The sequence below is a fragment of the Pseudomonas sp. NBRC 111143 genome (genome assembly GCF_001320965.1).
Classification (GTDB): Bacteria; Pseudomonadota; Gammaproteobacteria; order Pseudomonadales; family Pseudomonadaceae; genus Aquipseudomonas; species Aquipseudomonas machongensis.
In genome coordinates this window covers 1-24,708 of record NZ_BCBT01000017.1, presented here as the reverse complement: position 1 = coordinate 24,708, position 24,708 = coordinate 1, and the positions used below count along the sequence as shown (strand labels likewise).

Sequence of the window (24,708 nt, the reverse complement as noted above, 5' to 3'; positions counted from 1 at the left end):
ATGGCATCCCTTGCCCGTCGCGGGTCAGCGCTTTGCAGTCTGCGTGACCCTCAGGATTGTTGAGTTCCCTATAGATGCGGTGGTGTCAGCGGTTATCGATGATCAGCTCGCGCAGGCCGCTATCGTGCTCGCGCACTTCGCCCGGCAGGACAAAGCGGCGCTCGGCCAGGTAGCTGTAGTCGCGACGGGCAACATCCAGTTGCGCCAGGTCCAGTTCCAGCCCGATGCGGCACTCCTCGCGCCCGGCTTCGCAGAGCAACTGCCCGTACGGGTCGACCACCGCGCTGCCGCCGGCGAACACCAGCGCGCCATCACCCTCGCCGACGCGGTTGACCATCACCGCGAATGCCTGGTTTTCCATGGCGCGGCCACTGATCGCGGTGCGGTGGGTCGGCCCGTAGGGGTCCATGTTGCCGTTGGTCACCAGGATCAGCTCGACGCCCAGTTGGCCGAGGGCGCGGGCGCTTTCAGGGAACTCGATGTCGAAACAGATCAGCAAGCCGACCCGCACCCCCTTGAACAGCGTGGTGGCGTAGCGGTCGCCCGGAGTGAAGATGCCGCGGTCCGACGCCCACAGGTGGGTCTTGCGGTATTTCAGGGCGATGCCTTCAGCGGTGATCAGCAGGGTGGTGTTGTAGAAGCGGCCGTCTTCACCCGCTTCGGCCATGCCGACCACCACGCCGACGTCACGTTCGCGCGCTGCCTGTTGCACGGCGCGTACGCTTGGGCCGTCAAGGGGTTCGGCGAGGGTTGCGATGTTGTCTTCGCTGGGGAACCCCATCAGCTGGGTTTCAGGGAATACCACCAGGTCGGTGCCGGCAGGGCAGGCGTGGATCGCCTCCAGGGTGCGGCTCAGGTTGTAGGCGGTGTCACCGTCGCGGCCCACCAGTTGCACGAGTTCGACCTTCATTGCTGTTCTCATAGACCCAATCTTTTATTGAAATGCCCGAGCCATGGCGGTGACATGACCGCCCGGTGAAAAACGGTCAGAATGCGCATCGGACCGAGGCAAGGCTTGCCCGAGTATGCGTCGGGCACCGTATCAGGGGTAATTACGCCCACGTGGTAACCCAACAGGGGTAGAGGCATGAACCTTACGCTGCAGGACCTGGCCTGGCACCGCTCGGTCGGTCACCTGGTCGAGACGCTCGACAAGCCCGGCTTCTGGCTCGCCCTGGTGCGCCTGCTCGATCAGTATGTGCCGTTCGACAGCTGGGTGGCCTTGCTCTTCAGCAATGGTAGACCGCAAGTGTTCGCCGAGTGTCCAGGCGAGGATGGCGGGCCCGACCCGCTGTTCCAGGACTACCTCAAGGGCCTGTACCTGCTCGACCCGTTCTACATCGCCAGCCGCGAGGCGCCGGGCAGCGGCCTGTTCCAGCTGGCGGACGTGGCGCCGGAGTGCTTCGAGCAGACCGACTACTACCAGCGCTACTTTCGCCTGAATGTGGTGGCCGACGAGGTGCAGTTCAATGTCCAGCTCGAGAAGGAGCGCACCTTGTGCCTGTCGCTGGGGACCAAGGGGCGTTTCAGCGCCGAGCAGATCACCCTGCTCGACCTGCTGCGCCCCTGGGTGGCCGGGCTGATGCGCCAGCGCATGACGTTCGAGCGTGAATTACTGGAGCAGGCAACGCCACCGGCGCCACGCTGGCAGAGTCGCCTGGAGGAAACCGTCGAGGCGCTGCAGACACCCCTGACGGCACGGGAACTGGAAGTGGGGCGCTTGATGCTCAGTGGTTGTTCGAGCAAGGAAATAGCGCGCAAGCTGGCGATATCCGCCGAGACCGTGAAAGTGCACCGCAAGCACATGTACAGCAAATTGGGCATCAAGTCACAGTCCGAGTTGTTCTCGCTGTTTCTGCAGGCGCAAAGTTGATTGAGTTCACAGAAGTCATTATTTATCCGTTCATCCTGCCGCCTTGTAATATTTGCCCTGTAGTGCCTCCTGGGTGACTACGTTTGTTCGATAACTGAACTTCACTGCCGGCTGTTTCGACCAGAAAAACAGCGCGTTTTACCCAATCCGAGACATTCCAAGGTATTCGGCCTTCCAGCTGAAGGCCTTGCTGTGCCTGGATTGTAGCCTGTGTAAAGGCGCTGTCTGGTGATTTGTATCAAGAGTTTTCCCAACCTTTCACAACGTTTCACAGCAGTGGCGAATATTCATTGCCTAACATGGGCCCCGTGTTGGAAAGCGACTGCCTACATCCCCTTCGGTCGCTGTCTTGCACGGACTTCTACCCGCCTCAAAGCGGCTTCTTACGAATCCCTATCCTGAAGGAGTATCACCATGAGCAACGTACCTCCAGCAAGCAGCGGTGGCGGCGCAGACGCAGCAATCGCCAAGATGGAAGCCACTTTCAACATGGCCATCGAGAAGTCGGCCCAGATCACCGAGCTGACCACTGCCAAGAAGGCTGAGCTCGACGCCACCAAACAGCGTCCGCAGAACTGACGTTGTGCCTTGCGGGCGGGGGTTGCTCCGCCCGCATGTCTTGCAACGACGCATTTTTCGGCAAGGGCCTGAATGGCCGTTGCCCGTGGTATTCACGGTGGTGCCCCGCCCATGACAGCCCTTACCGCTCTGGCCGCCGTCACCGGTGGCGCGACAGCCTCCAAGCCGGTACTCAGCGTCACCCAGGGTCTGCACCAGGGTGGCCGGATCAGTCTGGACGGCACCCAGTACACCTTCGGCAGCACACCTGATGCCGACTTCATTCTCAATGACCCGGGCGTCGAGCCCCGTCATCTGGTATTGCGCCTGGCAGACGGCAAGGTCGCAGTCGAGGCCGTGGGCGGCGAAGTGCGGGTCGAAGACCCGCAGGGGCGGGCGATCATCGTTCCGCTCGGCAGCGGTTATCGCGCTCAGTTGCCGCTGCGTATCGCCTTGGGCGAGGCGCAGTTGAGCCTGGAGCACGAACAGCCCGCGCGCGCCGCTGCCGCAATCGCACAGCCCCAGCACGCCTCGGCATTCACCCGCACCCACGTCGCGCTGGCGCTGGGCCTGATGCTGATCTGCGCCTTCGCCTACGCCATGCGTGGCGAGCCACCCAAGCCCCTGGCCGCCAGTGTGACCCCCGTACCGCGCGCGCCGCAGCTGCCTTCGCTGGCGCAGGCCCATCAATGGCTGGGGCAGCAGTTGCTGGCCAACGGCCTGGAAGGCGTACGGCTCAGCGAAGCAGGCGGGCAACTGGTGGCCGAGGGGCGCCTGGACCTGACGCAGAAGGCGCGCTGGCTCGCCGTACGCCAGGACTACGACCAGCGCTACGGCCAGCAGGTGATGCTGCACAGCACGGTCACCGCCCAGGCCGATATCGCCCGTCCACGGGTGCGCTTCCAGGCGGTGTGGTTCGGCAACAACCCCTATGTGATCAGCGAAAGCGGCAAGCGCCTCTATCCCGGCGCGGCCTTGGCCGACGGCTGGATGCTGGAACGTATCGACAGCGACCAGGTGATCCTGGCCAGGGGTGAAGAACGCTTCACCCTGACCTTATAGGACCGAGCATGAGGATCGAACCGCGGCCATTGTTGCCGTCTTCCACCGAAAAGACCGCCTCCGTCGAGGCCGTACGCCCGCTGCAGGCGCGCCCGAACGCCCGCTTCGATGCGCTGCTGGGCAAGCGTGAAGTCGCTGGCCGCCGTTCGCTGCGCGCAGAGCTCGAGCAAGCCTGTGCCGGCGAGGAGATCAACCCGGACCTGTTCAGCGGCACCCGCGCGCTGGACCTGTTGCAGTACCTGCTGGACGAAGTCATGCCGTCGCTGGATGCCGAACCGGAGATCCGCGAGCTGGCCGAAGACCTGCTTCGTGAAGAGATCCATCTGCGCCAGTCCCTGGAGCAGCAACGCGCCGAGGTGCAGGAACCATGATGTCCCGCGAACGACACGACAGCATCGAACTGCTCAAGGGCCTGGGCGACCTCTACCGCCGCAGCGGTCAGCCCCAGCGCGCGCTGGTGATGCTGTTGATCGCCGCGCAGATGGCCCCCCAGGACGGCACGCTGCTGCGCTACCTGGCCATGGCCTTCACCGACAGCGGCAACGCCAGCCGCGCCCTGAACGCACTCGACCGCCTCACCGAGCAGGAAGGCGAGTCACCCGGCCTGTTGCTGCTGCGCAGCCATGCGCTGTGGCGCGGTGGGCGCAAGGACGAGGCGCGCCAGTGCTTCAAGCGCTACCTCAGTGCACGCAGGGCCGCCCGATGAGCCCGCTCGATCGCCTCAACGGCCTGGCGCGGGCGGCGTCCCAGCGCACCGACGTGATCATCGTGTCGTTCATGCTGATGGCCATCGCGATGATGATCATCCCGCTGCCGACCTACCTGGTCGACGGCCTGATCGGCCTGAACATCGCCCTGAGCATGCTGATCCTGATCGTCGCCTTCTATATCAACCACTCGGTGGAGTTCTCGGCGCTGCCGCCGCTGATCCTGCTGAGCACCCTGTTCCGCCTGTCGCTGTCGATCACCACCACGCGGTTGATCCTGCTGCACGGCGATGCCGGCCATATCGTCCAGGCGTTCGGTGACTTCGTCATCGCAGGCCAAGTGGTGGTCGGCCTGGTGGTGTTCCTGATCATCACCGTGGCGCAGTTCGTGGTCATCACCAAAGGTGCCGAGCGGGTTGCCGAGGTGGCCGCGCGCTTCACCCTCGATGCCATGCCCGGCAAGCAGATGAGCATCGACAACGACCTGCGCAATGGCGACATCGACCAGGCCGAAGCCCGTCGCCGTCGTTCGCGCCTGGAGCGTGAAAGCCAGATGTTCGGCGCCATGGACGGTGCGATGAAGTTCGTCAAGGGCGACGCCATCGCCGGCCTGGTGATCCTCGCGGTGAACCTGCTGGGCGGCATGCTGATCGGCATGGTCGAGCGCGACATGCCGTTCGGCACCGCAGTGCACACCTATTCGCTGCTGACCGTCGGTGATGGCCTGATCGCACAGATTCCGGCGCTGCTGATTTCGGTGGCGGCCGGCACCGTGGTCACTCGCGTCAACAGCGACGGCGCCAGCGGTGACCTGGGGACGGAGATCATTCGCCAGTTGGGCGCCAGCCATCGTGCCTTGTTCCTCACGGCATTGATCCTGCTGGGCATCGGCCTGCTGCCGGGCTTCCCGGCGGCGGTGTTCTTCGTGCTTGCCGCAGTGCTGGCTGGCTCGGCGTTCTACCTCAAGCGTCGCCAGGCGGCCGAGCAGGCTGAGCCGGTGCAAGCGCCGGAGGCCGAGGATGAACCCCAGGTGCCAGCGGTGGAGCCCAGCGTGTCGGCGAGCAAGCCGCTCAACTGCCGCATCCTCCTGGTCATGGGGCCGGGCCTTGCGGCCAGTGCGCCGGAGCAGCCGCTGCGCCAGCGCTTCGAGGCGCTGTGCCACGAGATCCGTGGCGAGCTCGGCATCGATGTGCCCTTGGCCGCCGTGCATGTGGACGCGAAGAGCGCCGCCCAGCGCTTCGTCATCGAACTTGAAGGCGTGCCGGTGAGCGAAGGTGAACTGCCTGCCGATTGCCTGCTGCTCAGGGACGACCCGGTCAATGTGCAGTTGCTCGACATCCCGATGATCGAAGCCGACTCGCCCCTGGCTGCGCGCAGCGCCCACTGGATCGCTCGTGAGTACCAGGAGCGTCTGGAACAGGCGGGCATCGGCTTCATGCTCCCCGAGGAAGTCCTTCGGGCGACGGTCGAGCGCACCCTGCGCCGCTACGCGGCAGATTTTCTCGGCATCCAGGAGACCCGTGCGCTGCTGGAAAGCATCGAGGGCAGCTATGGCGAGCTGATCAAGGAAGTGCTGCGCAACCTGTCGTTGCAGCGCATGGCCGAAGCCCTGCGCTACCTGGTTGCAGAGGGTGTGTCGATCCGCAACCAGCGCGCCTTGCTTGAGGCCATGGTCGACTGGGGTGGGCGCGATGCCGACGCCGCGCACCTGGCCGAGCACCTGCGCGCCGCCCTGGCCCGACAGATCAGCCACCAATATGCCGACCGCAACCGGGTGATCAGCGCCCTGGTGCTGGCGCCGGCTTTGGAGCAGCAGTTGCGCACCGGCATGCGCCGTCAGGACGGTGGCCGCGAGGCGATTCCCGAGCAGGTCAGCCGCGCCTTGATGCTGCAACTGCGCCAGGCCTGCGAGCGCCTGCCCGAAGACCGCACCAGCGTACTGCTGGTGCACCCGGAACTGCGCCGCCACCTGCGCCGCCTGGTGCTGCGTGGCGACATGGAGCTGGCCGTGCTGTCGTTCCGCGAGCTGGCCGGTGAATACAACCTGCAGGCCGTGGGCACCCTCGAACTTGGCGACACCTCTCAACGCCGCTCCACCAGCGGCGCTTCGGTCACTTCTCTGGCGAGTGCTTCATGATCGGTTCATCACGCATCGGCGCTGTGTTTCATTACCGTTTGTGGCTGGGTCTGGCCGGCATGCTGCTGTCGTTGCTGGCCTGCGCCGACGAGATCGCAGTGGGCAGCCACGGTCGCCTGGACCTGGCATCGGGCGAGGGCAGGGTGCTGCATTTCAAGGCGCCGGTGGCCTCGGTGCTGGTTGCCGAGCCGGGCATCGCCGACCTGCAAGTGGTGTCCGACGGGGTGATCTACGTGTTCGGCAAGGCGCCAGGGCAGACCAGCCTGATCGCCCTGGACGATGCGGGCAAGCAACTGGCGGCCTTGAACCTGTCGGTGAACAACGCGACCCAGAGCGTCAGCCGTCCGCTGCAAGACCTGCATCCAGCCAGCGGCGCCCAGGTCAGCGCCGTGGGTAACCAGCTGGTGGCCAAGGGCTTGGTCAGGGATGTCGGCGAAGCCAGTGACCTCAATGCATTGCTCGACAACCAGAGCCCGGTACCAGCGGTCAACGCCGCAACCTATGCCGGTTCTGCCCAGGTCAACATCCGCGTGCGCTTTGCCGAAGTCTCGCGTTCCGAGCTGCTGCGCTACGGGGTGAGCTGGAACGCACTGTTCAACAACGGCACCTTTTCCTTTGGCTTGATCACCGGTGGTCGCCTCGCCGCCGACGCCGCCAGCGGTGCATCGAATGTCATCAGCGCCGGCCTCAGCTCGGGCAACGTGAACATCGACTCGATGCTTGAAGCCCTGCAGAGCAATGGCGTGCTGCAGATCCTCGCCGAGCCGAACATCACCGCCATGACCGGGCAGACCGCAAGCTTCCTGGCGGGCGGTGAGATCCCCGTGCCGGTGCCGGTCAACCGTGATCTCGTGGGCATCGAGTACAAGCCTTTCGGTGTCTCGCTGCTGTTCAGCCCGACGCTGCTGCCCAACGGCCATATCGCCTTGCAGGTGCGCCCCGAGGTCAGCAGCCTGATGGGCTCGGACACCACTGACGTCAACGGCTACCGGGTGCCGTCGTTCCGCGTGCGACGCGCCGATACCCGGGTCGAGGTCGGCAGCGGCCAGACCTTCGCCATTGCCGGCCTGTTCCAGCGCGAAAGCAGCCAGGACATGGACAAGGTGCCGATGCTCGGCGACATGCCGATCCTGGGCAACCTGTTCCGCTCCAAGCGTTTCCAGCGCAACGAGACTGAACTGGTGATCCTCATCACCCCGTACCTGGTGCAGCCGACCCGCGAGCGCGACCTGGCCACGCCCCTCGATGCCCTGCCGGGCCCTGCGACCGCTTCGGCGGGGCCACGCAGTGGCGGCAAGTTCGGCTTCTACATGAACTGACCGGGAGCGACCATGAAATCGATCTTTTCCATGTCGATGATCAGCGCCCCCGCCGGGCGCTGCTGGCTGTTGCCATTGGCACTGCTGGCTGGCTGCCAGACGCACCTGGAGCCGGTCTCCTACTCACCTGATTTTCAGCACAAGACACTGGCCAACGGCAGCACCGAGATCCTGCCGGTGGAATGCCTGAAACCGGCGAGCAAGGATGACTTCGGCCTGGACGAGGACTTCGTGCCACTGCTGCCGCCAGGCTGCGCCAACAACCTCACGCTGATGCGCATGGTCGAGCAGCCGGACGACCTGGCTCAGGGGCGGCCGACCGGGCCGGCCATGGCGGCGCCCGTGGGGCGCGCCGCACAGGTCTACATCGAGGGTTATGATCGCGCCGAGCTGCGTCGACGCCAGGATGAGCAGCAAGCGCGCGCCGATCGCCAGGAGAAGCAATGAAACGCGCGCATGTGCAGGTGCTAGCGACCGTCCACCAGGCCCAGCTCGCGGGCCTGGGCCTGGGCATCCGGGATCGCCTTGATGCGCCGGGCTTCGTTCAGCAGCGTCTGGCGTTCGCTGGCGGAGAGATCGTCCAGGGGCAGGCCGGCGACATCCTGCTCGCGGCCGGCCAGTACGGTGACCAGCAGTTCGTTGCGCTGGTGCCGGGGCAGGGCACGCGGCGACTGGCCGACCACGCGCACGGTGTCCAGGGCCCGTTGCGCCTGACCGCCGAGGGCGTAGGCCAGGGCCAGGTTGCAGCGGGTGTCGAGGTTGTCCGGTGCCAGCGCCAACCCCTTGCTGAAGGCCCGTTGGGCGGCCTCTGCCTGGCCGCGCAGGATCTGCGCGATACCCAGGCGGTTCCAGGCATCGGCGCTGTTGCCACGCTCGGCCGCCTGGGTCAGGGACGTGACCGCACGCTCCAGCTTGCCCTGGCGCAGTTGGGCGCTGCCCAGCCCCAGCAAGGCGTCGAGGTTGTCCGGCTGCAGTTCAAGCGCCTGCTGGTAGGCCCGCTCGGCTGCGCGCGCGTCGCCTGCGGCCAGCGTGGTGTCGCCCAGCTTCTGCCACGCTTCGGGATGGCGCCCAGGTTGCTGGGCGGCATTCTGGTAGAGCGCCGCAGCCGAGGCGGCATCGCCGCGCTGCTGCAGATCGCCGGCCAGGTGCATGAGGCGATCGTAGCCATCATCGCTACGGTTCGGCTGGCTGGTACAGGCGCCGAGCAAGGTGCTGGCGATCAGAAGCAGGGTGGACGGCAAACGCTTGGGCATGGGCAGGACTCGAGCGGACGACTGAGTGGCCATTCTAGCGACTTGATGTGTGATTTCGACTGCGCTTCATACGATTTCACAGCTGTGAGCCGCGCCAGGGAGGTAATCGCCCATGCGTAGCCTGCTCTGGCTCACCACCCTGCTGCTGGTTCTGCTGTCGTTGCCGGTGCGCAGCGACGAGGGCAAGGACGAGCCCGACTGGTTCGCCCAACCCTACGCCTATGCCCTCGTCGACCAGGACCTGCGCGGCGCCCTGAGCGAGTTCGGGCAGAACCTGGAGCTGGTCGTGGTGGTGTCCGACAAGGTCCGAGGCAAGGCCCGCAGCCCGTTGCGCAGCAGCACTGCCGGCGACTTCCTCACCCAGCTGTGCGACAGCAACGCGCTGGGTTGGTACTACGACGGCAACGTGCTCTACATCAATAGCAACGATGAAGTGGCCACGCGCCTGTTCCGTCGCCAGCCCGGGTTGGACCTGGAGCAGTTGCGCGACTACCTGCAAAGCCTCGATGTGTACGGCCGCCAGTTGTCGCTGCGCCCTGGCGCCGAGCGCGACGAACTGCTGGTTTCCGGACCGCCTGCCTACCTGAACATGATCCAGCAGCACCTCGACAACCGACCCCAGCCCGTCGCGACGTCCGCAGCCTCCCGGAGTATCCGGGTGTTCCGCGGCGCCAGCGTCAGCGATCACTGAAAAACCACCCAGGAGAAGCCCCATGGCCGTTACCCCGATCGATACCCCCGGCAGCACCCCGAGCAGCGCCGAAGCGCGCTTCGATGCGGCGCTCGACAAGTCCCAGGACGCCTCCGACGATCCAAGCTTCCAGGAGGCGCTGGTGAACCAGGCCGTGCTGATCGGCGGGCAGTTCATCATCATGCCCAAGGCCCAGGAAATGCTGAACGAAGCCCAGTCTTCGGACGACGACGAGTAAACGGCCATGACAGCCAGTCTCGCGACCACGGCGGCACTGCCGCCGTCAGGAGGACAAGGGGGGCTCGGTGCCTCCCAGAACCTCTTCGAAAACATGGCCAACAGTGCCAAGGGCATGCCTGAAGGTGCCAGCCCTCACCAGATCGGTGAAAGCCTGATGCAGCGCCTGGACGGCTTCATCGACCGCTCGCGCACCTTCAGCGCTCGGGCCGAGTCACTCAGTCACGGCAGCCCGGCGATGCCATCGTCGACCCCGGCCGCAGGCCCGTCGCCGTTCGTGGCCACCGGCGCCGAGGGCGCGCCCAAGGTCGGTGATACCCAGGTCGCGAACATCGTCCAGTCGCTTGGGCGGATGTTCGACTACTCCATCGAAACCCAGATGGTGGTACGTGGCGCGACCCAGGTTTCCGGCTCCGCCAACACCCTGCTCAAAGGACAATGAATCGATGACCCGTCGTTGGCGAGCCCTGCGTGTGCTGATCGTCGTCGCCCTGGCCAGCCTGTTGCAGGCCTGTGACATGGACTTGTACAGCAACCTCAGCGAGCGCGAGGCCAATGCCATGCTCGCGGTGTTGCTGCGCGACGGCATCCCGGCCTCGCGCAAGGTCCAGGACAACGGCCAGATGAAGATCGTGGTGGACGAGCGTCGCTTTGCCGACGCCATGGCCCGTCTCGACGAGGCCGGGCTGCCGGGGCAGTCGTTCTCCAATCTGGGCGAAGTGTTCAAGAGCAACGGCCTGGTGTCCTCGCCGGTGCAGGAGCGTGCGCAGATGGTCTACGCCCTGAGCGAAGAGCTGTCGCACAGCGTCTCGCAGATCGACGGCATCGTGTCGGCGCGGGTGCATGTGGTGCTGCCGGACAACGACTTGCTCAAGCGGGTGATTTCCCCGTCGTCGGCCTCGGTGCTGGTGCGCTATGACGCCAACACCGACATCAATCCGCTGATCCCGCAGATCAAGACCCTGGTCGCCAACGGCATTTCCGGGCTCAGCTATGACGGTGTGTCGGTGACCGCGATCAAGGCCGCAGCCCCCAGGAGCGAAGACGAGGGGCAGCCGCGCCTGGTCAGCGTGATGGGCATCTGGATGCTCGAACAAGATGCGTCCCGCGCGCGTCTGCTGCTCGGTGGCAGCCTGCTGGTGGTGCTGGCCCTGGCCGGGCTGTTGGGCTGGCGGCACTGGCAGCAGCGTCGTGGTCGTGCGCTGTACAGCCTGTCGGAGGCGCCATGAGCCTGATGCCCCAATGGCAGGCCCTGCTGGGGCAGCCTCTGGCCTTTGTCGACCGGCGGCACCTGCGGCGCTGTTTCGCCGAGAACGTCGCCGGTGCGCAGATCCAGGTATTGATCGAGTCGCCGCGTTTCCAGGCGCGCTTGCAGGCGTTGATGCTGGCGCATTTCCAGTTGCAGCCGTTGGATCAGGTGTCGCATCCAACCGAGCAGGACCTGCCGGTATTGCTGCTGGCGCCGCAGGATTTCGCCCGTTTGCCGCGCCTGTGCGGGGCCATCTGGCATGGTGCGACCTTGGGCCGGGAAATCCGTCGCGAGGTGGTCGAGCACCTGCGCCAGGGGCTTGGGCATGAGGTCTTCGGCCTGGCCATTGCTCACCGCCAGTGGGGCGGGGCAATGGACCTGTTGCGCCAGCCTGACGATCTGCTGGCCGCCATCGACCACGACGGTGCGCGCTGCGTGCAGGCCTGGTTCGACGAGCAGCCCGCCGACCTGCGCGATTGGCTGCAACTGCGCTTGCCGCTGCCTGTGGCGGAAGGTTCGGCATCGTTGGCCGACCCTGGCATCGTGCGTCGGGTCGCCGCCTTGCTGATGCCGTTGTCCGAGAACCGGGAGAGCGTGCAATGAGTCAGTTGCCCAGCCGTCCGGCATCGCGCATCCTGCGTGCCGCCGAGGTCCAGGCCTGGACCGATGGACGCGATTACCTGCAGGCCGCCCGCGATGAGGCCGAACGTATCCGGGAAGACAGCGCACGCTGGCTGGAGCAGGCCCGTGCCGACGGTTTCGAGCTCGGCCGTGCCAAGGGCGCCGAGGCGGTCAGCGAGTTGCTGGCCGACACTGCCGCCAAGGTCGAGGCCTATCTGGCAGGGTTGGAAAACAGCCTGGCTGACCTGGCCCTGGGCATCGCCCGCGAAGTGCTGGAGAGCTTGGGTGACGCCGAGCGTATCGTGCTGTGCACGCGCAAGGCGCTGGTTGCGTTTCGCCAGGACCAGGCGCTGACGCTGTTCGTGCCGCGCCTGGAAGTGGAGGCCGTGCGCCGACGCATGCACGGCGAAACGGATGGCCTGGCGGCGATTGCCGTGGAGTCCGATGATCAATTGCAGCCCGGTCAGGCTCGCCTGAGCAGCCCGGTCGGTTCGGTGGAACTGGGGCTGGACGCCCAGTTGCAGGCGCTGCGCCGCAGCCTGTTGCCGTTCGCCGAGGTGACGCCGTGAGCCTGGAGCATGTATTGCCGCGCCTGCACGCGCGCCTGGGCGATGCCCGGCCACGGCCGATGAAGGGCACCATTCGCAGCATTCGTGGTGTGCTGTTGCGCGCCAGCGTCGCCGGCGTGCGCATCGGCGAGCTGTGTCGCCTGCACGACCCGTCCAGTGGTCGCGCCCTGGCGGCAGAGGTCATCGGCTTCGATGGCGACGAGGCGATTCTCTCGCCGATCGGCTCGCTCGAAGGCTTGTCGACCCGCACCGAGATCACCGCCACCGGCGAGGCGCTGGGGGTGAGTGTGGGCGATGGCCAGTTGGGGCGTGTCATCAGCCCCATGGGCGATTACCTCGATGGTGATCGCCAGCCGCCGCTGGGGCCGATGCGCCGCTATCCGCTGCAGGCCGAGCCCCCCGAACCCTTCGCCCGACAAGTGATCGTCGATCCGCTGTCGGTGGGGGTTCGCGCCATCGACGGGCTGCTGACCCTGGGCCGCGGCCAGCGCATGGGCCTGTTCGGCGAGCCGGGGGTGGGCAAGTCTTCGCTGCTCGCCAGCATGGTGCGCAACACCGATGCCGACGTGGTGGTGATCGGCCTGATCGGCGAGCGTGGCCGCGAGGTGCGCGAGTTGCTCGATGTGCAGCTCGATGCCCAGGCCCGCGCGCGCACCGTGGCGGTGGTCGCCACTTCCGATCGCCCGGCCGCCGAGCGTGCCCGCGCCGCCTACGTGGCAACGGTGCTGGCCGAGTATCACCGCGACCAGGGCCGCAACGTACTGCTGCTGATGGACAGCCTGACCCGCTTTGCCCGCGCCCAGCGCGAGATCGGCCTGGCGGTGGGCGAGCCGCCGACCCGCCGCGGTTACCCGCCGTCGTTCTTCTCGGCCCTGCCGCGCCTGCTGGAGCGCGCCGGCCCCGCTGCCCGGGGCAGCATCACGGCGCTGTACACGGTGCTCACCGAAGGTGACGCCGCGACCGATCCGGTGGCCGAGGAGGCGCGCTCGATTCTCGACGGCCATGTGGTGCTCAGCGCCGAGCTGGCCCAGCGCAACCATTTTCCCGCCATCGATGTGCTGCGCAGCCGCAGCCGCCTGATGGAGCAGGTCGCCAGCCCTGAGCAACGCCAGCTGGCCATGCGCATGCGTGAGCTGATGGCGCGGCGCAACGATATCGAAATGCTGATCCGCATCGGTGAATACGCTGCCGGCAGCGACCCACTCGCGGACGAAGCGATCGCCCGCCACGCCGCTATCGAAGCTTTCCTGCGCCAGTCGGCGGCGGAGCCGAGCGGCGCCCGACAAACCCTGGAACACATGCGCAAGGTGCTGGCATGAGAGAGGAGCGCCCATGAAAAGTCATGAATTGAAAAGCCTGCAGACCCTGCGCCAATTGCGTGAACAACGGGCGTCCGCACAACTGGCCGCCCAGCGCCAGCTCTGCCGCGAAACCCATGCCGCCCTCGACGATGCCCGCCAGCGGCTGTGCCTGGCGCGGGAGACCTCCGCGCTCGAGGCAGAAAAACTCTACGGTCGCTTCAGCGAGGGGCTGTCGGTCAAGGCCTGGCTCGCTGCGCAGGTGCACCTGTCGGAGCTGGAGGACGAACAGGAGACGTTGCTGGGCAACCTGGACGAGGCCCACGACTACCACCAGCAGCAGGAGCAGGCCCAGGAGAGCCTGCGTCAGGCCCATGTCGCTCGTCAGCGCCAGGCCGATGCCTGGGACTCCCTGGTCGAAGACCACGCCTTGGGCGAGCGCCGTATCGGGGAAGCGCAGGATGAGGGCGAAGACCTGTTTGCACCCTTGCTGGATCTCACGCCTTGACCCTCCAGACCACCGAGGTGCTCGCCGACGCGCTGGCCTTCGAGCATAGCCTGGAGCGCCTTGACCCGCAGTGGCAGGCCCTGCACCAGCGCCTGCATCGGCCGCGCCAGCCCTGGCAGGGACAGTTGGGCGGGGCGCCGCTGAGTGTCGCCTGGGCGTCGAGCGGTGCGGCGATGGATGAACCCCAGCTTGAGTTGTGGTTGTCGCTGGGCGACTCGCCCGTGCAACTGCACGTGCCGGCCCGTGCCCTCGATCTGCTCGGCTTGCCCGAGGGGTTGGCGTTGCCGAGCCTGCCCGCGGCGCTGTTGCTGGAGCAGGCGCTGCTGACGCTGATCGCGCCGCTGGAGCACCTGTTCGCGCAGCCGATCCACGTGCTCGATCGCGCGCTCACGCAGTGCGTCGAATTGGCGCCACTGAGCCTTGGCCTGGAGGTACGCCTGGGTGACAGCGCGCTGGCGGTGCAATTGCGCTGCGATGCCGCGACCTGGGCCGAGATTGCCGTGTTGCTGGAGCAGCATGCCGCGCCCATGCCCCACGACCTCGGTGGCCTGGTGCTGACGCTGGGCGTCGACGGCGGCGAAGCCTGGCTCAGCCTGGCCGAGCTGCGCAGCCTGCTGCCGGGCGATGTGGTCATGCTCGATCCTTGGCCGGACGATCACCTGCGCCTGCAACTGGACGACCAGTGGCAAGCCCGTGTGCAGCGCGACGGACAACGCCTGCAGCTAATCGAACCCCCTATCACCGCGCTTGCCTTGAAGGAGCGACACATGAGCGAACAGGGCACCGGGCCGAGCCTGGACAGCAGCCTTGACGAGCTGCAACTGAAACTGGTCTGCCAGGTCGGCAGCGTCGAGTTGAGCCTCGCGCAACTGCGCGAGCTGGGCGTGGGCAGCGTGCTGGAGCTGGCGCCGCGCATGCACGAAGGCGTCGACCTGATGATCAACGGCCGCCGCGTCGGCCAGGGCCAACTGGTGAAGATCGGCGACGGCCTGGGCGTGCGCCTGCTGAGCTTTGCCGCATCATGAGTGGCTACCAGCCAAACCTGATCGAGATCATCCTGGTCGTCGCCTCCATCGGTTTGATTCCGCTGGCGGTGGTGACACTGACCGGGTTCCTGAAGATCTCCGTGGTGCTGTTCCTGATCCGCAACGCCCTGGGTGTGCAGCAGACCCCGCCGAACCTGGTGCTCTATGGCATCGCGCTGATCCTGTCGGTGTACGTCACCACGCCGGTGATCGGCGACATGTACCGCGCGGCGCAGAGTCATGGCCTGCAACTGGAGAACGCCGAGCAGCTCAAGGCGTTGGGCGAGGCAATCAGGCCGCCCTTGCAGGCGCACCTGTCGCGCTTCGCCAACGAGAGCGAGCGCGGCTTCTTCGTCCAGGCCACGCAGAACGTGTGGTCCGAAGAGGCCCGCGCCGAGCTGCGTGACGACGACCTGGTGGTGCTGATCCCGGCGTTCGTCAGCTCCGAGCTGACGCGGGCGTTCGAGATCGGATTCCTGCTGTACATCCCCTTCCTGGTGGTCGACCTGCTGGTGTCCAACGTGCTGATGGCGATGGGCATGTCGATGGTGTCGCCGACCTTGATATCGATACCGCTGAAGCTGTTCCTCTTCGTTGCGCTGAGCGGCTGGTCGCGCTTGATGCATGGTCTGATTCTGAGCTACGGGAGCTGAGCCGATGGGCCAGGACGTGTTCCTTTCGTTGATGAAGCAGGCGCTGATGACGGTGTTGCTGCTGTCGGCGCCAGCGCTGGGGGTGGCGATCATCGTCGGCCTGAGCGTGGGCCTGTTGCAGGCGCTGACGCAGATCCAGGACCAGACCCTGCCGCAGGTGGTGAAGCTGGTGGCGGTGCTGCTGCTGATCGTCTTCGTCGGCCCGCTGCTGGCCGGGCAGGTGATGGGGCTGGGCAACCAGGTGCTGGACAACTTCGCGCTGTGGACGCGCTGACCGGGCATGGACGCAGGTTTCGTCAATGCCTTCCTGGAGATCGCCTACCCGGTGATCAGTTCGGCCGCGCTCTCCACGGCCCGCGCCATGGGCGTAGTGGTGATCACCCCGGCCTTCAACCGTCTGGGCCTGACCGGGATGATCCGCACCTGCGCCGCCGTGGCGATCTCGGTGCCGATGTTCCTGCCGGTGTTCTCGGCCTTCACCGCTACCCCCGAGCTTGGCGGGTTCTGGCTGGCGGGCTTGTTGATCAAGGAGTTCCTGGTCGGATTGGTGGTCGGTTTGTTGTTCGGCATCCCGTTCTGGGCCGCGGAAGTGGCGGGGGAGCTGATCGACCTGCAGCGTGGCTCGACCATGGCGCAACTGGTGGATCCGCTGTCGTCGGGTGAATCCGGGGTGATGGCGACCTTGCTCACGGTGATGCTGATCGCGCTGTACTTCATGTCGGGTGGCTTCATCCTCATGGTCGATGGCTACCTGCACAGTTACCAGTTATGGCCGGTGACCCAGTTCACGCCGTTGTTCGCCGGTTCCGCGCTGACGGCGGTGCTGTCGATCCTCGACCAGGTGATGCGCATCGGGGTGCTGATGGTGTCGCCGTTGCTGATTTCGTTGCTGATCACCGACCTGATGCTCGCCTACCTTTCGCGCATGGCGCCGAGCCTGCACATCTTCGACCTGTCGCTGCCGGTGAAGAACCTGTTCTTCACCATTCTGATGGTGGTCTACATCGGCTTCCTGGTGCCGCTGATGCTCGATCAGCTTGCGGAATTCCGCGGCACGGTCGGGGTGCTGCAGAGCCTGGTGGAGGGGGGGAATGGCTGATACCAGCGAAGAGAAGTCGCAGCCGGCAACGGACAAGAAACTCAAGGACGCACGCAAGAAGGGGCAGGTCGCCAAGAGCCAGGACCTGGTGTCGGGGGTGGTGATCCTGCTTTGCACCCTGTGCATCGCCATCCTGGCGCCACGGGCCAAGGCGCAGGTCACGGCGCTGGTGGACCTGACCGCGCAGATCTACATCGAACCCTTCGCCACGGTGTGGCCGCGCCTGCTCGATACCGCCGAGCAACTGCTGATCGGCATCACCCTGCCGGTGATGGCGGTGACGGTGACAGCCGTGGTGCTGACCAACCTGGTGACCATGCGCGGGTTGGTGTTCTCGGTCGAGCCGCTCAAGCCGGATTTCAAGCGCATCAACCCGGCCGAGGGTTTCAAGCGCATCTTCGCCATGCGCAACGTCGTGGAGTTCCTCAAGGGCCTGGTCAAGGTGCACTTGCTGGGGCTGGCGTTCTACGTGGTCGGGCGCCATGCGCTGCAGGCGCTGATGGAGTCGTCGCGGTGTGGGCCTGAGTGCCTGCAGTCGACCTTCCTGCTGGTGCTCAAGCCGCTGGTGTTCACGGTGCTGGCGGCGTTTCTGGTGCTGGGTGCGGCGGATGTGCTGATGCAGCGCTGGCTGTTCGGCCGCGACATGCGCATGACCCGCAGCGAGCAGAAGCGCGAGCGCAAGGATATCGATGGCGATCCGTTGATCAAGCGCGAGCTGCGCCGCCAGCGCCAGGAGATGCAGGCCATGGCGACCAAGCTGGGGTTGGGCCGGGCGTCGTTGATGGTGGGTGTGGCCGGTGGCTGGGTGGTGGGTTTGCGCTACGTGCGCGGGGAGACGCCGGTGCCGGTGGTGGTGTGCCAGGCCGAGCCTGAGGACAGCGCGCGGATGCTTGGCGAAGCTGCGCAACTGGGGATCGCCCATGCCATGGATGCCCGCCTGGCGGCCGAGCTTGCCCGGCGCACCGTGGCGGGGGATCCGGTGCCGGACAGCACCTTCCAGGCCGTGGCGGATCTGCTGGTGGCTGCGCGGTTGATCTAAGCCCCCGGCAGAGATAGCGCGGCTCTTGTCACCGCGAACACCGGAGCCGCCGATGCCATGCCACCCTGTGGGAGCGGGCTTGCCCGCGAAAGGAACACCGCGATGCATGGCACCGGCTATGCCGGTGTTCGCGGGCAAGCCCGCTCCTACAGAGGCAGTGTGGCCCTTGTGGAGCGGCGAACCGCCGCTCCACAAGGCAAGGGTTGATCAGCCGTTGTCCACCGGCTTGTACGGCCCGCCATAACCATCACCGACCATCGAGATGATGTTGCCGTTGTCGTCGATCCAGTCCGAGGGCTTGAGCGAGTACTTGTAGTCTTCCGAACGGCGGTTGTTGCCGTCGCCGATGTAATCCGGATGATCGACGCGATGGTCGCCGCGGATGCTCGAGCGTGCATCCCACTCTTCCTTGCGGAAGTCGAAGATGCTGCGATCGCCCGGCGCGTCGCGCTGGCCCCAATCGGAAAGGTAGGTCTGCAGCCACACATAAGCCTCGTCGCCGTTGGGCTTGAGCAGGCCGTCCTGCTTGAAGTCCTGGATCTGGTCCCAGTTCTGCAGCGAGATCTTGTGCAGCTTGTGCGACTTGACGTCGTTGAGGATCGCACCGACGAAGGAGAACACCCCGGAGAACAGGAACCCCACCGGCCCGAGCAAGGGCACCAGGCGCCCGGTGACACCGAACACCCCGGCGACACTGCCGGCTGCACCGAACAGGCTGCTGACGCCACCTGCGACCGACAAGGAACCGGAAGCGATCTTGATCGGGTCTTTCTCGCGCACGCCGTCGCGGATGGTCAGGCCACCCATGACCACGCCGATCACCCCACCGACCACGTCGGCTCCGGCGCCGATGACCTTGATCGCACTGCCGGCGAAGCGTGCGATCTTGCCTGCGCCGACCACGCCGCCACGCTTTTCGATACCACTCTCGATGCCCTGGTGCAGCTTGTTCATCGTGGCTTCGTCGAACGGCTGGCCGTTGAGCGCCTTGCCGACATCCTTACCGTCGGCCATGGCGTCGTCGATGATGTTGTAGTACTGGTTCTGCACATCCTGCACGCTGCGCGGGATCTCGGGCCCCGCAGTGCCTGGCTTGCTCCAGATGGTCGGCACCGAGCGGTCCAGGCCCATCAGCTTGTAGGCGTTGGTGCCGAACGCCTTGTCGAAGGCCTTGGTGCCGAGGGTGGCGAAGTGCGAACCGGTGCTGAGGAAGCCGATGAAGTCGTTGGCGATGCCGGCCCGCTCGCGTGGGGTGTCGGCCAGCGTGCCGCCCTTGCCGGCGAGCTGGTAGATCGCCCGCCCCAGAGAGATCGCACCGCCCATCGAGCCGAGCACGCCATTGTCGCTGAGGAAGGACAGGGTCTTGACGAAGGCGCCACGGTTTTCCGCGCTCAGGTTCGGCATCAGCTCGGTGCTGACCGCCTTGTTGATGTCGTCGAGGGTGATCTTGCCGTTGGCCTGCCAGGTGTCGCCCAGGTTGCTCATGACCTTGCCGAAATCGGTGGCCATGTCCTTGTCCTTGAGCAGCATCTCGACGAACTTCTCGTAGGTCGCCAGCGACCTGCGCGGGATGCCGTCGCCGCCGGCCTTGAGAGCCTGGAGCATGAGCAGGGTCTGGTCGGTGGTGGCCAGCGCGGTGTTGTCGTCGGAGATCTTGCTGGGGTCGGCGATCAGCTTGTCCAGCTCCAGGGTGTAGCCGTCGATCTGCAGGTTCTGCAGGAACTGGTCGGCCTTGGCCGGATCGATGTCGGCGAGCCCTGCGTAGGCGCTGCGGATTTCACGGGTGGCAAGCTCGGTCTGGCCGTTGGCCTGCAGGTCGTTGATGTACTTGACGAAGTTCTCCGAAGAGGTGCTGTCGAGCAGCTTCTGGCGGGTTTCGTCGACTTTCGCCGAGCCGCCTTCGACCTTGCCCAGGGCGGCATCGTGCTTGCTCTTGAGGTCGGCGACGATGGTCGGGTCGCCGAGCAGTTCGCCGAGCTGGGCATCGATGGCCTTGGCATCGAAGATCTCGTCGCGCACATCGCGCGAGGTCACGGTGATCGGGTCGCTGGCGTTGCCATGGTTGCCAAAGCCATGCTCAGGGATGATCGACATGCCATGGTCGGCCATGCTCTTGGCTTCCAGCGCCCGAACCAGCTTGGCCCGTGGGTCGTCCTTGGCAATGCTGCCGTCCTTGATCCCGGCGCGGTAGCCATCGACCAGGTCGCGGATGGCCAGGTCGCGTACCGACAACGGCTGGCCGTCATCGTCCTTTTCGGTGGTGGCGAGCTCATCCACCGAGACTTCCTTGAGCGGCGGCAGGCCATGGTCGGCGCGCAGCTTGTCGACGTCGGTGACCTGCTCGGCAATGCTGCTGCGGTAGTCGGCGATCTGTTCGAACATCTGCGGGTTGTCGAACTGCGAGACGATGATCTTCTGCTCTTCGCCGCCGGGCTTGCGCTGGGTGAAGGCGATCAGGCCCGGGCCGTAGTCGCCGATGCCGCCGACGCTCATGATGTCCTCGGTCGAGGCCAGGTAGTCGTCCGGGCCAGCCTTGGTGTAGCCGTCGCCCTTGGCCTTTTCCAGACCGGCGAGGGTCTGGCCCTTGGTGCTGTAGTCGAGGAAGGCTTCGGGGGAGACGTCGCGCGATACCACCACCAGTTTGCCGTCGGCCTTGGTGACCACCAGGATGCCGTCGGTGGGCGCATCGACCTTGCTGATGTCGTTCATCCCCAGCGTGCCCTCGGCACGGGTCTGCAGGTGCTGGTCGGGCAGCTTGTGGGCGTTCTTGATGTAGTCGAAGGCGGGCGTGCCCTTGGTCGTGTCCAGCGCGTGCAGGAAGTCGTACAGCTGGCTGCCGCGGTTCTCCGGGGCGGGCTGGTTGGCGGCGGCGGAGGGGACGCTGTCGAGCGAATCGTAGCCGCGGTCGTGGGCCTTGGCGTCGTCGCGGCTGATCGCGTACTTGTGGCCGTCGTGCTCGAACAGGATGACGTGGGCGTCCTTGTCTTCGGAAACCACCTTGAGCTTGTCCACGTCCAGGCCGCCGGGCAGGCCGGTGACCTGCTCGTAGCCGGCGGCCTTGGCTTCGTCCAGTGCGACACGGGTCTTGCCGGCGCCGCTGTAGGCGGCATAGGCCTCGGGCGTGATACCCTCGGCGATGATGACTTCGCGGCCGTTGGTGAGCTTGACCTTGAGCACGCCGTCGGTGGCTTGCTCCACCGACTGGATGTTGTCCAGCAGGAAGCCGCCGTCGTCCTTGCGCAGCAGCGACTGGCCCGGGTCGGTGAGGCCGGCGACGATCAGGTCGTGGGCTGGTGTGCCCTGGGTGTCGGCCAAGGTGTCGAGCAGGTTGTAGAGCTGGGTGCCGTGGTCGGGGCCGCGGTCTTCACGGGTCGGCACGGCATGGCCGAAGCGCAGGTTCTCGAAGGTCTCGTAGCCTGGCTGGCTGTCCTGCGCGGCCTTCTCGCTGATCTGGTACTTGTTGCCGCCGTGCTCGAAGTAGATGACGCCGTTGTCCTTGTCCTGGGCGACGATCTTCAGCTTGCCGATATCGAGGGTTTCCGGCAGCTCGGTGATGTCCTTGTAGCTGTCGGCATCGGCGGGCTTGTCGTGCGACACGCTGCCGCCGCCGTCGTTGGCCGCCAGGACCTTGGGCTTGAAGGTCTTGTCCGCGCCCGGATCGCTGAGCAGCAGGCGGGCCTTGTCGAGGACGCTGTCGAATAGGTCGGCGGTGTCGGAGGGGGAGGAAGGGCTGCTGCTGGAGGGGGCTTCGGGTCTGTTGATCATTGCACGGTCCGGGGCGAGGGCGGCGGCAAGCGCAGCCCCGCAGCCCGAGACGATTCCGTTGCTGGGCGACCAGGTTGCGCGACCGACATCAAAGGTTCATGGAAGTCTGATCCTAGGCGACCTCGACCTTTGAAACGCACAACCTTGGCAAGTTACAGCAAGGTTTCACGTGTGTGAAAACTGGGTGTTGAACTGGCGCTCCTGACGACGCTGATCCCAGGCCTGGCTGGTGCGCCTGGGGGCTTCCTCCGGTTGGCTGGTCAACTGCGAGAGGGTGGCGGTGATGCGTCCGGCCCAGAAGCGCGCGCCCTGTTCCTGGGCCTCCTGCATGGCCTGGTTGAGCAGCTCCTGGGCTTGCGCCTGGCGTTCGGGCGAATCGGGCCTGGCCAGCAGTTGGGCCTTGATGCGCAACAGCTCGGGGCGGAACCAGCGTTCCTGGCGAGCGGCGGTCACGGCCAGGGTCTGGTCGAGGATCTCGATGGCCAATTGCTCCAGGCCCAGTTGCGCCAGACCTTGGGCGTACTCGCTGCGCACCAGGTTGTACAGCGGGCTGTCGCCGATCGCATGGAGCTGGTCGAGCGCTTCGCCCAGGCCGCGCACGCCGTCTTCGGCATTGCCCTGGCGGATCAGCAGGATGTGCTCGAAGCACCGGACGAACAGGCGCCATACCGGCATCTCGTGGCCCCCCAGGCTCTCTTTGAGACGGGCAAGAAACTCGCGGCTGCGCTTTTCGTGGCCGACCAGCAGGGTGATGGGGATGGCGCTCAGGCTCAGGGTGTACCAGAGGCTGGCCGGGTGATGCTGGGTCAACGCCGCCTCGACGTTGGCCTCGATGGTCAGCAGGGCCTGACCGACCTGGCCTTGCAGCAACTGCACCTGGGCCTTGAGCGAGCGCGCGGCGATACCTTGGTCGAAGTGGCTGTCGATGACGTGGGCGCGGGGCATCATCGGGAAACTCAGGGCTTCGCTGATCGCCTGGCGGGCGCCATCGAAGTCGGCCATCTGGAACAGCGGCGTTGCCCGCATGCGCCGGCCGAGCATGCGCCGCTCGAGGATGCCGGTGCGTTCGCTGAGCTGGATGTACTGGTTGGCCAGGTCCAGCGCCTCGGCGTGCTGGTTGCTGCAGCAGTGGTCGTGCCAGAGGCCCCACAGGCCGCGCAGTTCATGCTCGGTGTCGCCGAGGATGCGGGCGTCTTCGATCACCTGCTGCCAGGCGTCACGGATCGACTGCCCGGCACCGCGGGTCAGGGCCATGACGCTGGCCGAGAGGGTCAGCAAGAGCATGCGCTGGCGGGGCGTGATGGCCTCGAAGCGCAGGCCGCGGTCGACCCAGGCGTGGCATTCGTCGACACGCGACAGACGCAGCCACAGCGGCACGCTCATCAGCGTGAGTTCGACGCCGAGACAGGCATCGCCCTGTTCGCTGAAACACCAGCTCAAGGCGCTGCGTACGCTGTCGCTGCCGGGGCTGTGCAGGGCCATCCAGCTGTCGCTGTCCAGGCGCTCAAGGTCTTGCACCGCGCGGCGTTGTTCCTGGAGGGTGTACTGCGCGTGGCGCTGGGCGATAGCGGCGGTCTCGTCATGCAGGGCCAGCTGCTGCGCCGCATACACGCGGGCCGTGTGGTGCAGGCGGTAGCGCTTGATCGGTTGCGCCCCGGCGGCCACCAGCAGCGACTTGTCCATCAGGCTTTCCACCAGCCAGGCAGCGTCCTGGAAAGGGCCTGGCTGGACCTCGACCACCGCCTTGGCGGCGGCGAGGGTGAAGCTGCCGGTGAACACCGACAACTGACGGAACATCGCCTGCTCCTGGGTGCACAGCAGCGCGTGGCTCCACTCCAGCGAGGCTTGCAGGGTGCGGTGGCGGGGCAGGGCGGTACGCCGGCCGGCCATCTGCAGGCGGAAGTCGCCATCGAGCAGCTCGACCAGATAGGCCAGGCCAAAGGCGCGTACGTGGCTGGCGGCGATCTCGATGGCCAGGGGATTGCCGTCGAGGGTACGGCACAGTGCGAGCGCCGCCGGCACGTCGGTATCGCTGAAGGCAAAGTCCGTGTCGTGCGCAGCGGCGCGCTCGGCGAACAACTGGACGGCCGGGCTGAGCAGGGCCTGGGCGGCGCAGAGTACGTGATCGTTTGCGGGGCAGGGCAGCGCCGCGACCTCGTGCACGCATTCGCCTTCGGCGTGCAGCGCTTCGCGGCTGGTGACCAGGATATGGCAGCCCGGCGCCTGTTGCAGCAGGGCTTCGACCAGGGTCGCAGTGGCTTCGAGCACGTGGTCGCAGTTGTCCAGGATCAGCAGGTGGCGGGCCTCGTCGAGTAGGGCGGCGATCAGTGCCACGGCGTCTTGTGCGGTGCTGTCGATGCCCAGCGCCGCCGCCACCAGGTCGGCGACACAGGCAGGCTGATCAGCCTCCGTGAGGTCGACGAAGGTGCGCCCCTCGCTGAAGTCTTCGGCCATGGCGTGGGCGAGTGTCAGCGCCAGGGTGGTCTTGCCGATGCCGCCGGTGCCGGTGAGGGTGAGCAGGCGGCGGCTGCGCAGGGTTTCGGCCAGGGTCTGGCAAATGTCGTCGCGGCCGATGACGCTGCTGCCAAGGCTCGGCAGGTCGTTGCCGGGTTTCGTCGCAAGTAAAGGTTGCGGCGCCATTTCACGGATGGTCACCGGAGCCACGAAGCGGTACCCGCGGCCCGGTACGGTGACGATGTAGGTGAAGTCTCCTTCTTCGCCAAGCACTCGGCGCAGGGTGGTCATTTGCGCGCGCAGGTTGCATTCCTCGACGATGACCTTGGGCCAGACCAGCGCCAGCAGCTCGTTCTTCTCCAACAGCTCGCCGGTTCGGCTCGCCAGCGTGACCAGCAGTTGCAGCGCACGGCTGCCCAACTGCACCAGTTCCCCGTCCTTGAACAGCAGATGCTGTTGGGGGTAGAGCACGAAGGACCCAAAGCACAGGGCGTTTTCCGGATCAGGGGTATCCAGGGCGTCCAGGGCGACAATCTTTCCGGGCTTGGTCTTGGTCAGGGGCATGATTAAACCTTTATGAATGAGTTAGGG

The 24,708-nt window shown here is 66.1% G+C and carries 25 protein-coding genes; 21 read left to right on the top strand and 4 right to left on the bottom strand.

Translation table 11 applies throughout. The annotated features are described in order from the left end of the window. Positions 1–85: 85 nt before the first annotated feature. The gene (locus APH44_RS11840; RefSeq protein WP_054892882.1) at positions 86–910 is read right to left on the bottom strand and encodes a carbon-nitrogen hydrolase family protein; all 825 of its coding nucleotides are present in this window, start codon (positions 908–910) and stop codon (positions 86–88) included. 177 nt (positions 911–1,087) lie between these two features. On the opposite strand from APH44_RS11840, the gene APH44_RS11835 reads away from it, so the two are divergent. From APH44_RS11835 to APH44_RS11805, 8 genes are all read left to right on the top strand, one after another. Further along, on the top strand, positions 1,088–1,873 hold the full coding sequence (locus APH44_RS11835; RefSeq protein WP_054892881.1) for a helix-turn-helix transcriptional regulator: 786 nt from the start codon (positions 1,088–1,090) through the stop codon (positions 1,871–1,873). Positions 1,874–2,287: 414 nt separating this feature from the next. Further along, entirely contained in the window at positions 2,288–2,452 is a 165-nt protein-coding gene (locus APH44_RS30080; RefSeq protein WP_172964786.1) for a hypothetical protein, read from the top strand. Positions 2,453–2,563: 111 nt separating this feature from the next. Further along, the gene (locus APH44_RS11830) at positions 2,564–3,493 is read left to right on the top strand and encodes an FHA domain-containing protein (RefSeq protein ID WP_054892880.1); all 930 of its coding nucleotides are present in this window, start codon (positions 2,564–2,566) and stop codon (positions 3,491–3,493) included. Positions 3,494–3,501: 8 nt separating this feature from the next. Then, on the top strand, positions 3,502–3,864 hold the full coding sequence (locus tag APH44_RS11825; RefSeq protein ID WP_054892879.1) for a hypothetical protein: 363 nt from the start codon (positions 3,502–3,504) through the stop codon (positions 3,862–3,864). Continuing rightward, positions 3,864–4,199, top strand: a complete 336-nt coding sequence (locus APH44_RS11820) for a tetratricopeptide repeat protein (protein ID WP_371105658.1) — start codon at positions 3,864–3,866, stop codon at positions 4,197–4,199. Before APH44_RS11825 ends, APH44_RS11820 begins: the two co-directional genes overlap by 1 nt. After that, positions 4,196–6,337: a type III secretion system export apparatus subunit SctV gene (gene sctV, locus APH44_RS11815; RefSeq protein WP_054892877.1), complete on the top strand. Its 2,142-nt coding sequence runs from the start codon at positions 4,196–4,198 to the stop codon at positions 6,335–6,337. Before APH44_RS11820 ends, sctV begins: the two co-directional genes overlap by 4 nt. A gap of 59 nt (positions 6,338–6,396) precedes the next feature. After that, complete coding sequence (locus tag APH44_RS11810) at positions 6,397–7,656, top strand: type II and III secretion system protein family protein (RefSeq protein WP_370671064.1); 1,260 nt, start codon at positions 6,397–6,399, stop codon at positions 7,654–7,656. Between the two features lie 30 nt (positions 7,657–7,686). Further along, positions 7,687–8,103: a hypothetical protein gene (locus tag APH44_RS11805; RefSeq protein WP_054892952.1), complete on the top strand. Its 417-nt coding sequence runs from the start codon at positions 7,687–7,689 to the stop codon at positions 8,101–8,103. 20 nt (positions 8,104–8,123) lie between these two features. Here the strand turns inward: APH44_RS11805 and APH44_RS11800 are convergent, their stop codons facing one another. Further along, the gene (locus APH44_RS11800; RefSeq protein ID WP_054892875.1) at positions 8,124–8,909 is read right to left on the bottom strand and encodes a tetratricopeptide repeat protein; all 786 of its coding nucleotides are present in this window, start codon (positions 8,907–8,909) and stop codon (positions 8,124–8,126) included. A gap of 112 nt (positions 8,910–9,021) precedes the next feature. Between APH44_RS11800 and APH44_RS11795 the strand changes: the two genes are divergently transcribed. The 13 genes from APH44_RS11795 (at position 9,022) to APH44_RS11735 (ending at position 17,898) form a co-directional block, all read left to right on the top strand. Next, complete coding sequence (locus APH44_RS11795; protein ID WP_054892874.1) at positions 9,022–9,600, top strand: hypothetical protein; 579 nt, start codon at positions 9,022–9,024, stop codon at positions 9,598–9,600. A gap of 22 nt (positions 9,601–9,622) precedes the next feature. After that, positions 9,623–9,838 (top strand): hypothetical protein, encoded by a 216-nt coding sequence (locus APH44_RS11790; protein ID WP_054892873.1) that lies wholly within the window; start codon positions 9,623–9,625, stop codon positions 9,836–9,838. A gap of 93 nt (positions 9,839–9,931) precedes the next feature. Next, entirely contained in the window at positions 9,932–10,279 is a 348-nt protein-coding gene (locus APH44_RS11785) for a hypothetical protein (protein ID WP_371105664.1), read from the top strand. A gap of 4 nt (positions 10,280–10,283) precedes the next feature. Then, complete coding sequence (gene sctJ / locus APH44_RS11780; RefSeq protein ID WP_054892871.1) at positions 10,284–11,066, top strand: type III secretion system inner membrane ring lipoprotein SctJ; 783 nt, start codon at positions 10,284–10,286, stop codon at positions 11,064–11,066. Further along, complete coding sequence (locus tag APH44_RS11775) at positions 11,063–11,689, top strand: hypothetical protein (protein WP_054892870.1); 627 nt, start codon at positions 11,063–11,065, stop codon at positions 11,687–11,689. The genes sctJ and APH44_RS11775 overlap by 4 nt, the downstream gene beginning before the upstream one ends. Beyond that, positions 11,686–12,276: a FliH/SctL family protein gene (locus tag APH44_RS11770; protein ID WP_054892869.1), complete on the top strand. Its 591-nt coding sequence runs from the start codon at positions 11,686–11,688 to the stop codon at positions 12,274–12,276. The genes APH44_RS11775 and APH44_RS11770 overlap by 4 nt, the downstream gene beginning before the upstream one ends. Beyond that, on the top strand, positions 12,273–13,595 hold the full coding sequence (locus tag APH44_RS11765; protein WP_054892868.1) for a FliI/YscN family ATPase: 1,323 nt from the start codon (positions 12,273–12,275) through the stop codon (positions 13,593–13,595). The genes APH44_RS11770 and APH44_RS11765 overlap by 4 nt, the downstream gene beginning before the upstream one ends. Positions 13,596–13,608: 13 nt before the next feature. Continuing rightward, positions 13,609–14,082 carry a YscO family type III secretion system apparatus protein gene (locus APH44_RS11760; RefSeq protein WP_054892867.1) on the top strand — a complete coding sequence of 158 codons (474 nt, stop codon included), beginning with the start codon at positions 13,609–13,611 and terminating at the stop codon, positions 14,080–14,082. After that, complete coding sequence (locus APH44_RS11755) at positions 14,079–15,107, top strand: FliM/FliN family flagellar motor switch protein (RefSeq protein ID WP_054892866.1); 1,029 nt, start codon at positions 14,079–14,081, stop codon at positions 15,105–15,107. Before APH44_RS11760 ends, APH44_RS11755 begins: the two co-directional genes overlap by 4 nt. Further along, positions 15,104–15,760 (top strand): type III secretion system export apparatus subunit SctR, encoded by a 657-nt coding sequence (gene sctR / locus APH44_RS11750; RefSeq protein WP_054892865.1) that lies wholly within the window; start codon positions 15,104–15,106, stop codon positions 15,758–15,760. The genes APH44_RS11755 and sctR overlap by 4 nt, the downstream gene beginning before the upstream one ends. Positions 15,761–15,764: 4 nt before the next feature. Continuing rightward, a complete protein-coding gene (locus APH44_RS11745; protein WP_054892864.1) occupies positions 15,765–16,034 on the top strand; it encodes an EscS/YscS/HrcS family type III secretion system export apparatus protein in 270 nt (89 codons plus the stop codon). A gap of 6 nt (positions 16,035–16,040) precedes the next feature. Then, entirely contained in the window at positions 16,041–16,859 is an 819-nt protein-coding gene (gene sctT, locus APH44_RS11740; protein WP_054892863.1) for a type III secretion system export apparatus subunit SctT, read from the top strand. Further along, positions 16,852–17,898, top strand: a complete 1,047-nt coding sequence (locus APH44_RS11735) for an EscU/YscU/HrcU family type III secretion system export apparatus switch protein (protein WP_054892862.1) — start codon at positions 16,852–16,854, stop codon at positions 17,896–17,898. Before sctT ends, APH44_RS11735 begins: the two co-directional genes overlap by 8 nt. A 207-nt stretch (positions 17,899–18,105) precedes the next feature. Here the strand turns inward: APH44_RS11735 and APH44_RS11730 are convergent, their stop codons facing one another. After that, positions 18,106–21,663: a hypothetical protein gene (locus APH44_RS11730; protein WP_054892861.1), complete on the bottom strand. Its 3,558-nt coding sequence runs from the start codon at positions 21,661–21,663 to the stop codon at positions 18,106–18,108. 165 nt (positions 21,664–21,828) lie between these two features. Beyond that, on the bottom strand, positions 21,829–24,681 hold the full coding sequence (locus APH44_RS11725) for a winged helix-turn-helix domain-containing protein (protein ID WP_082420878.1): 2,853 nt from the start codon (positions 24,679–24,681) through the stop codon (positions 21,829–21,831). Positions 24,682–24,708 lie beyond the last annotated feature (27 nt).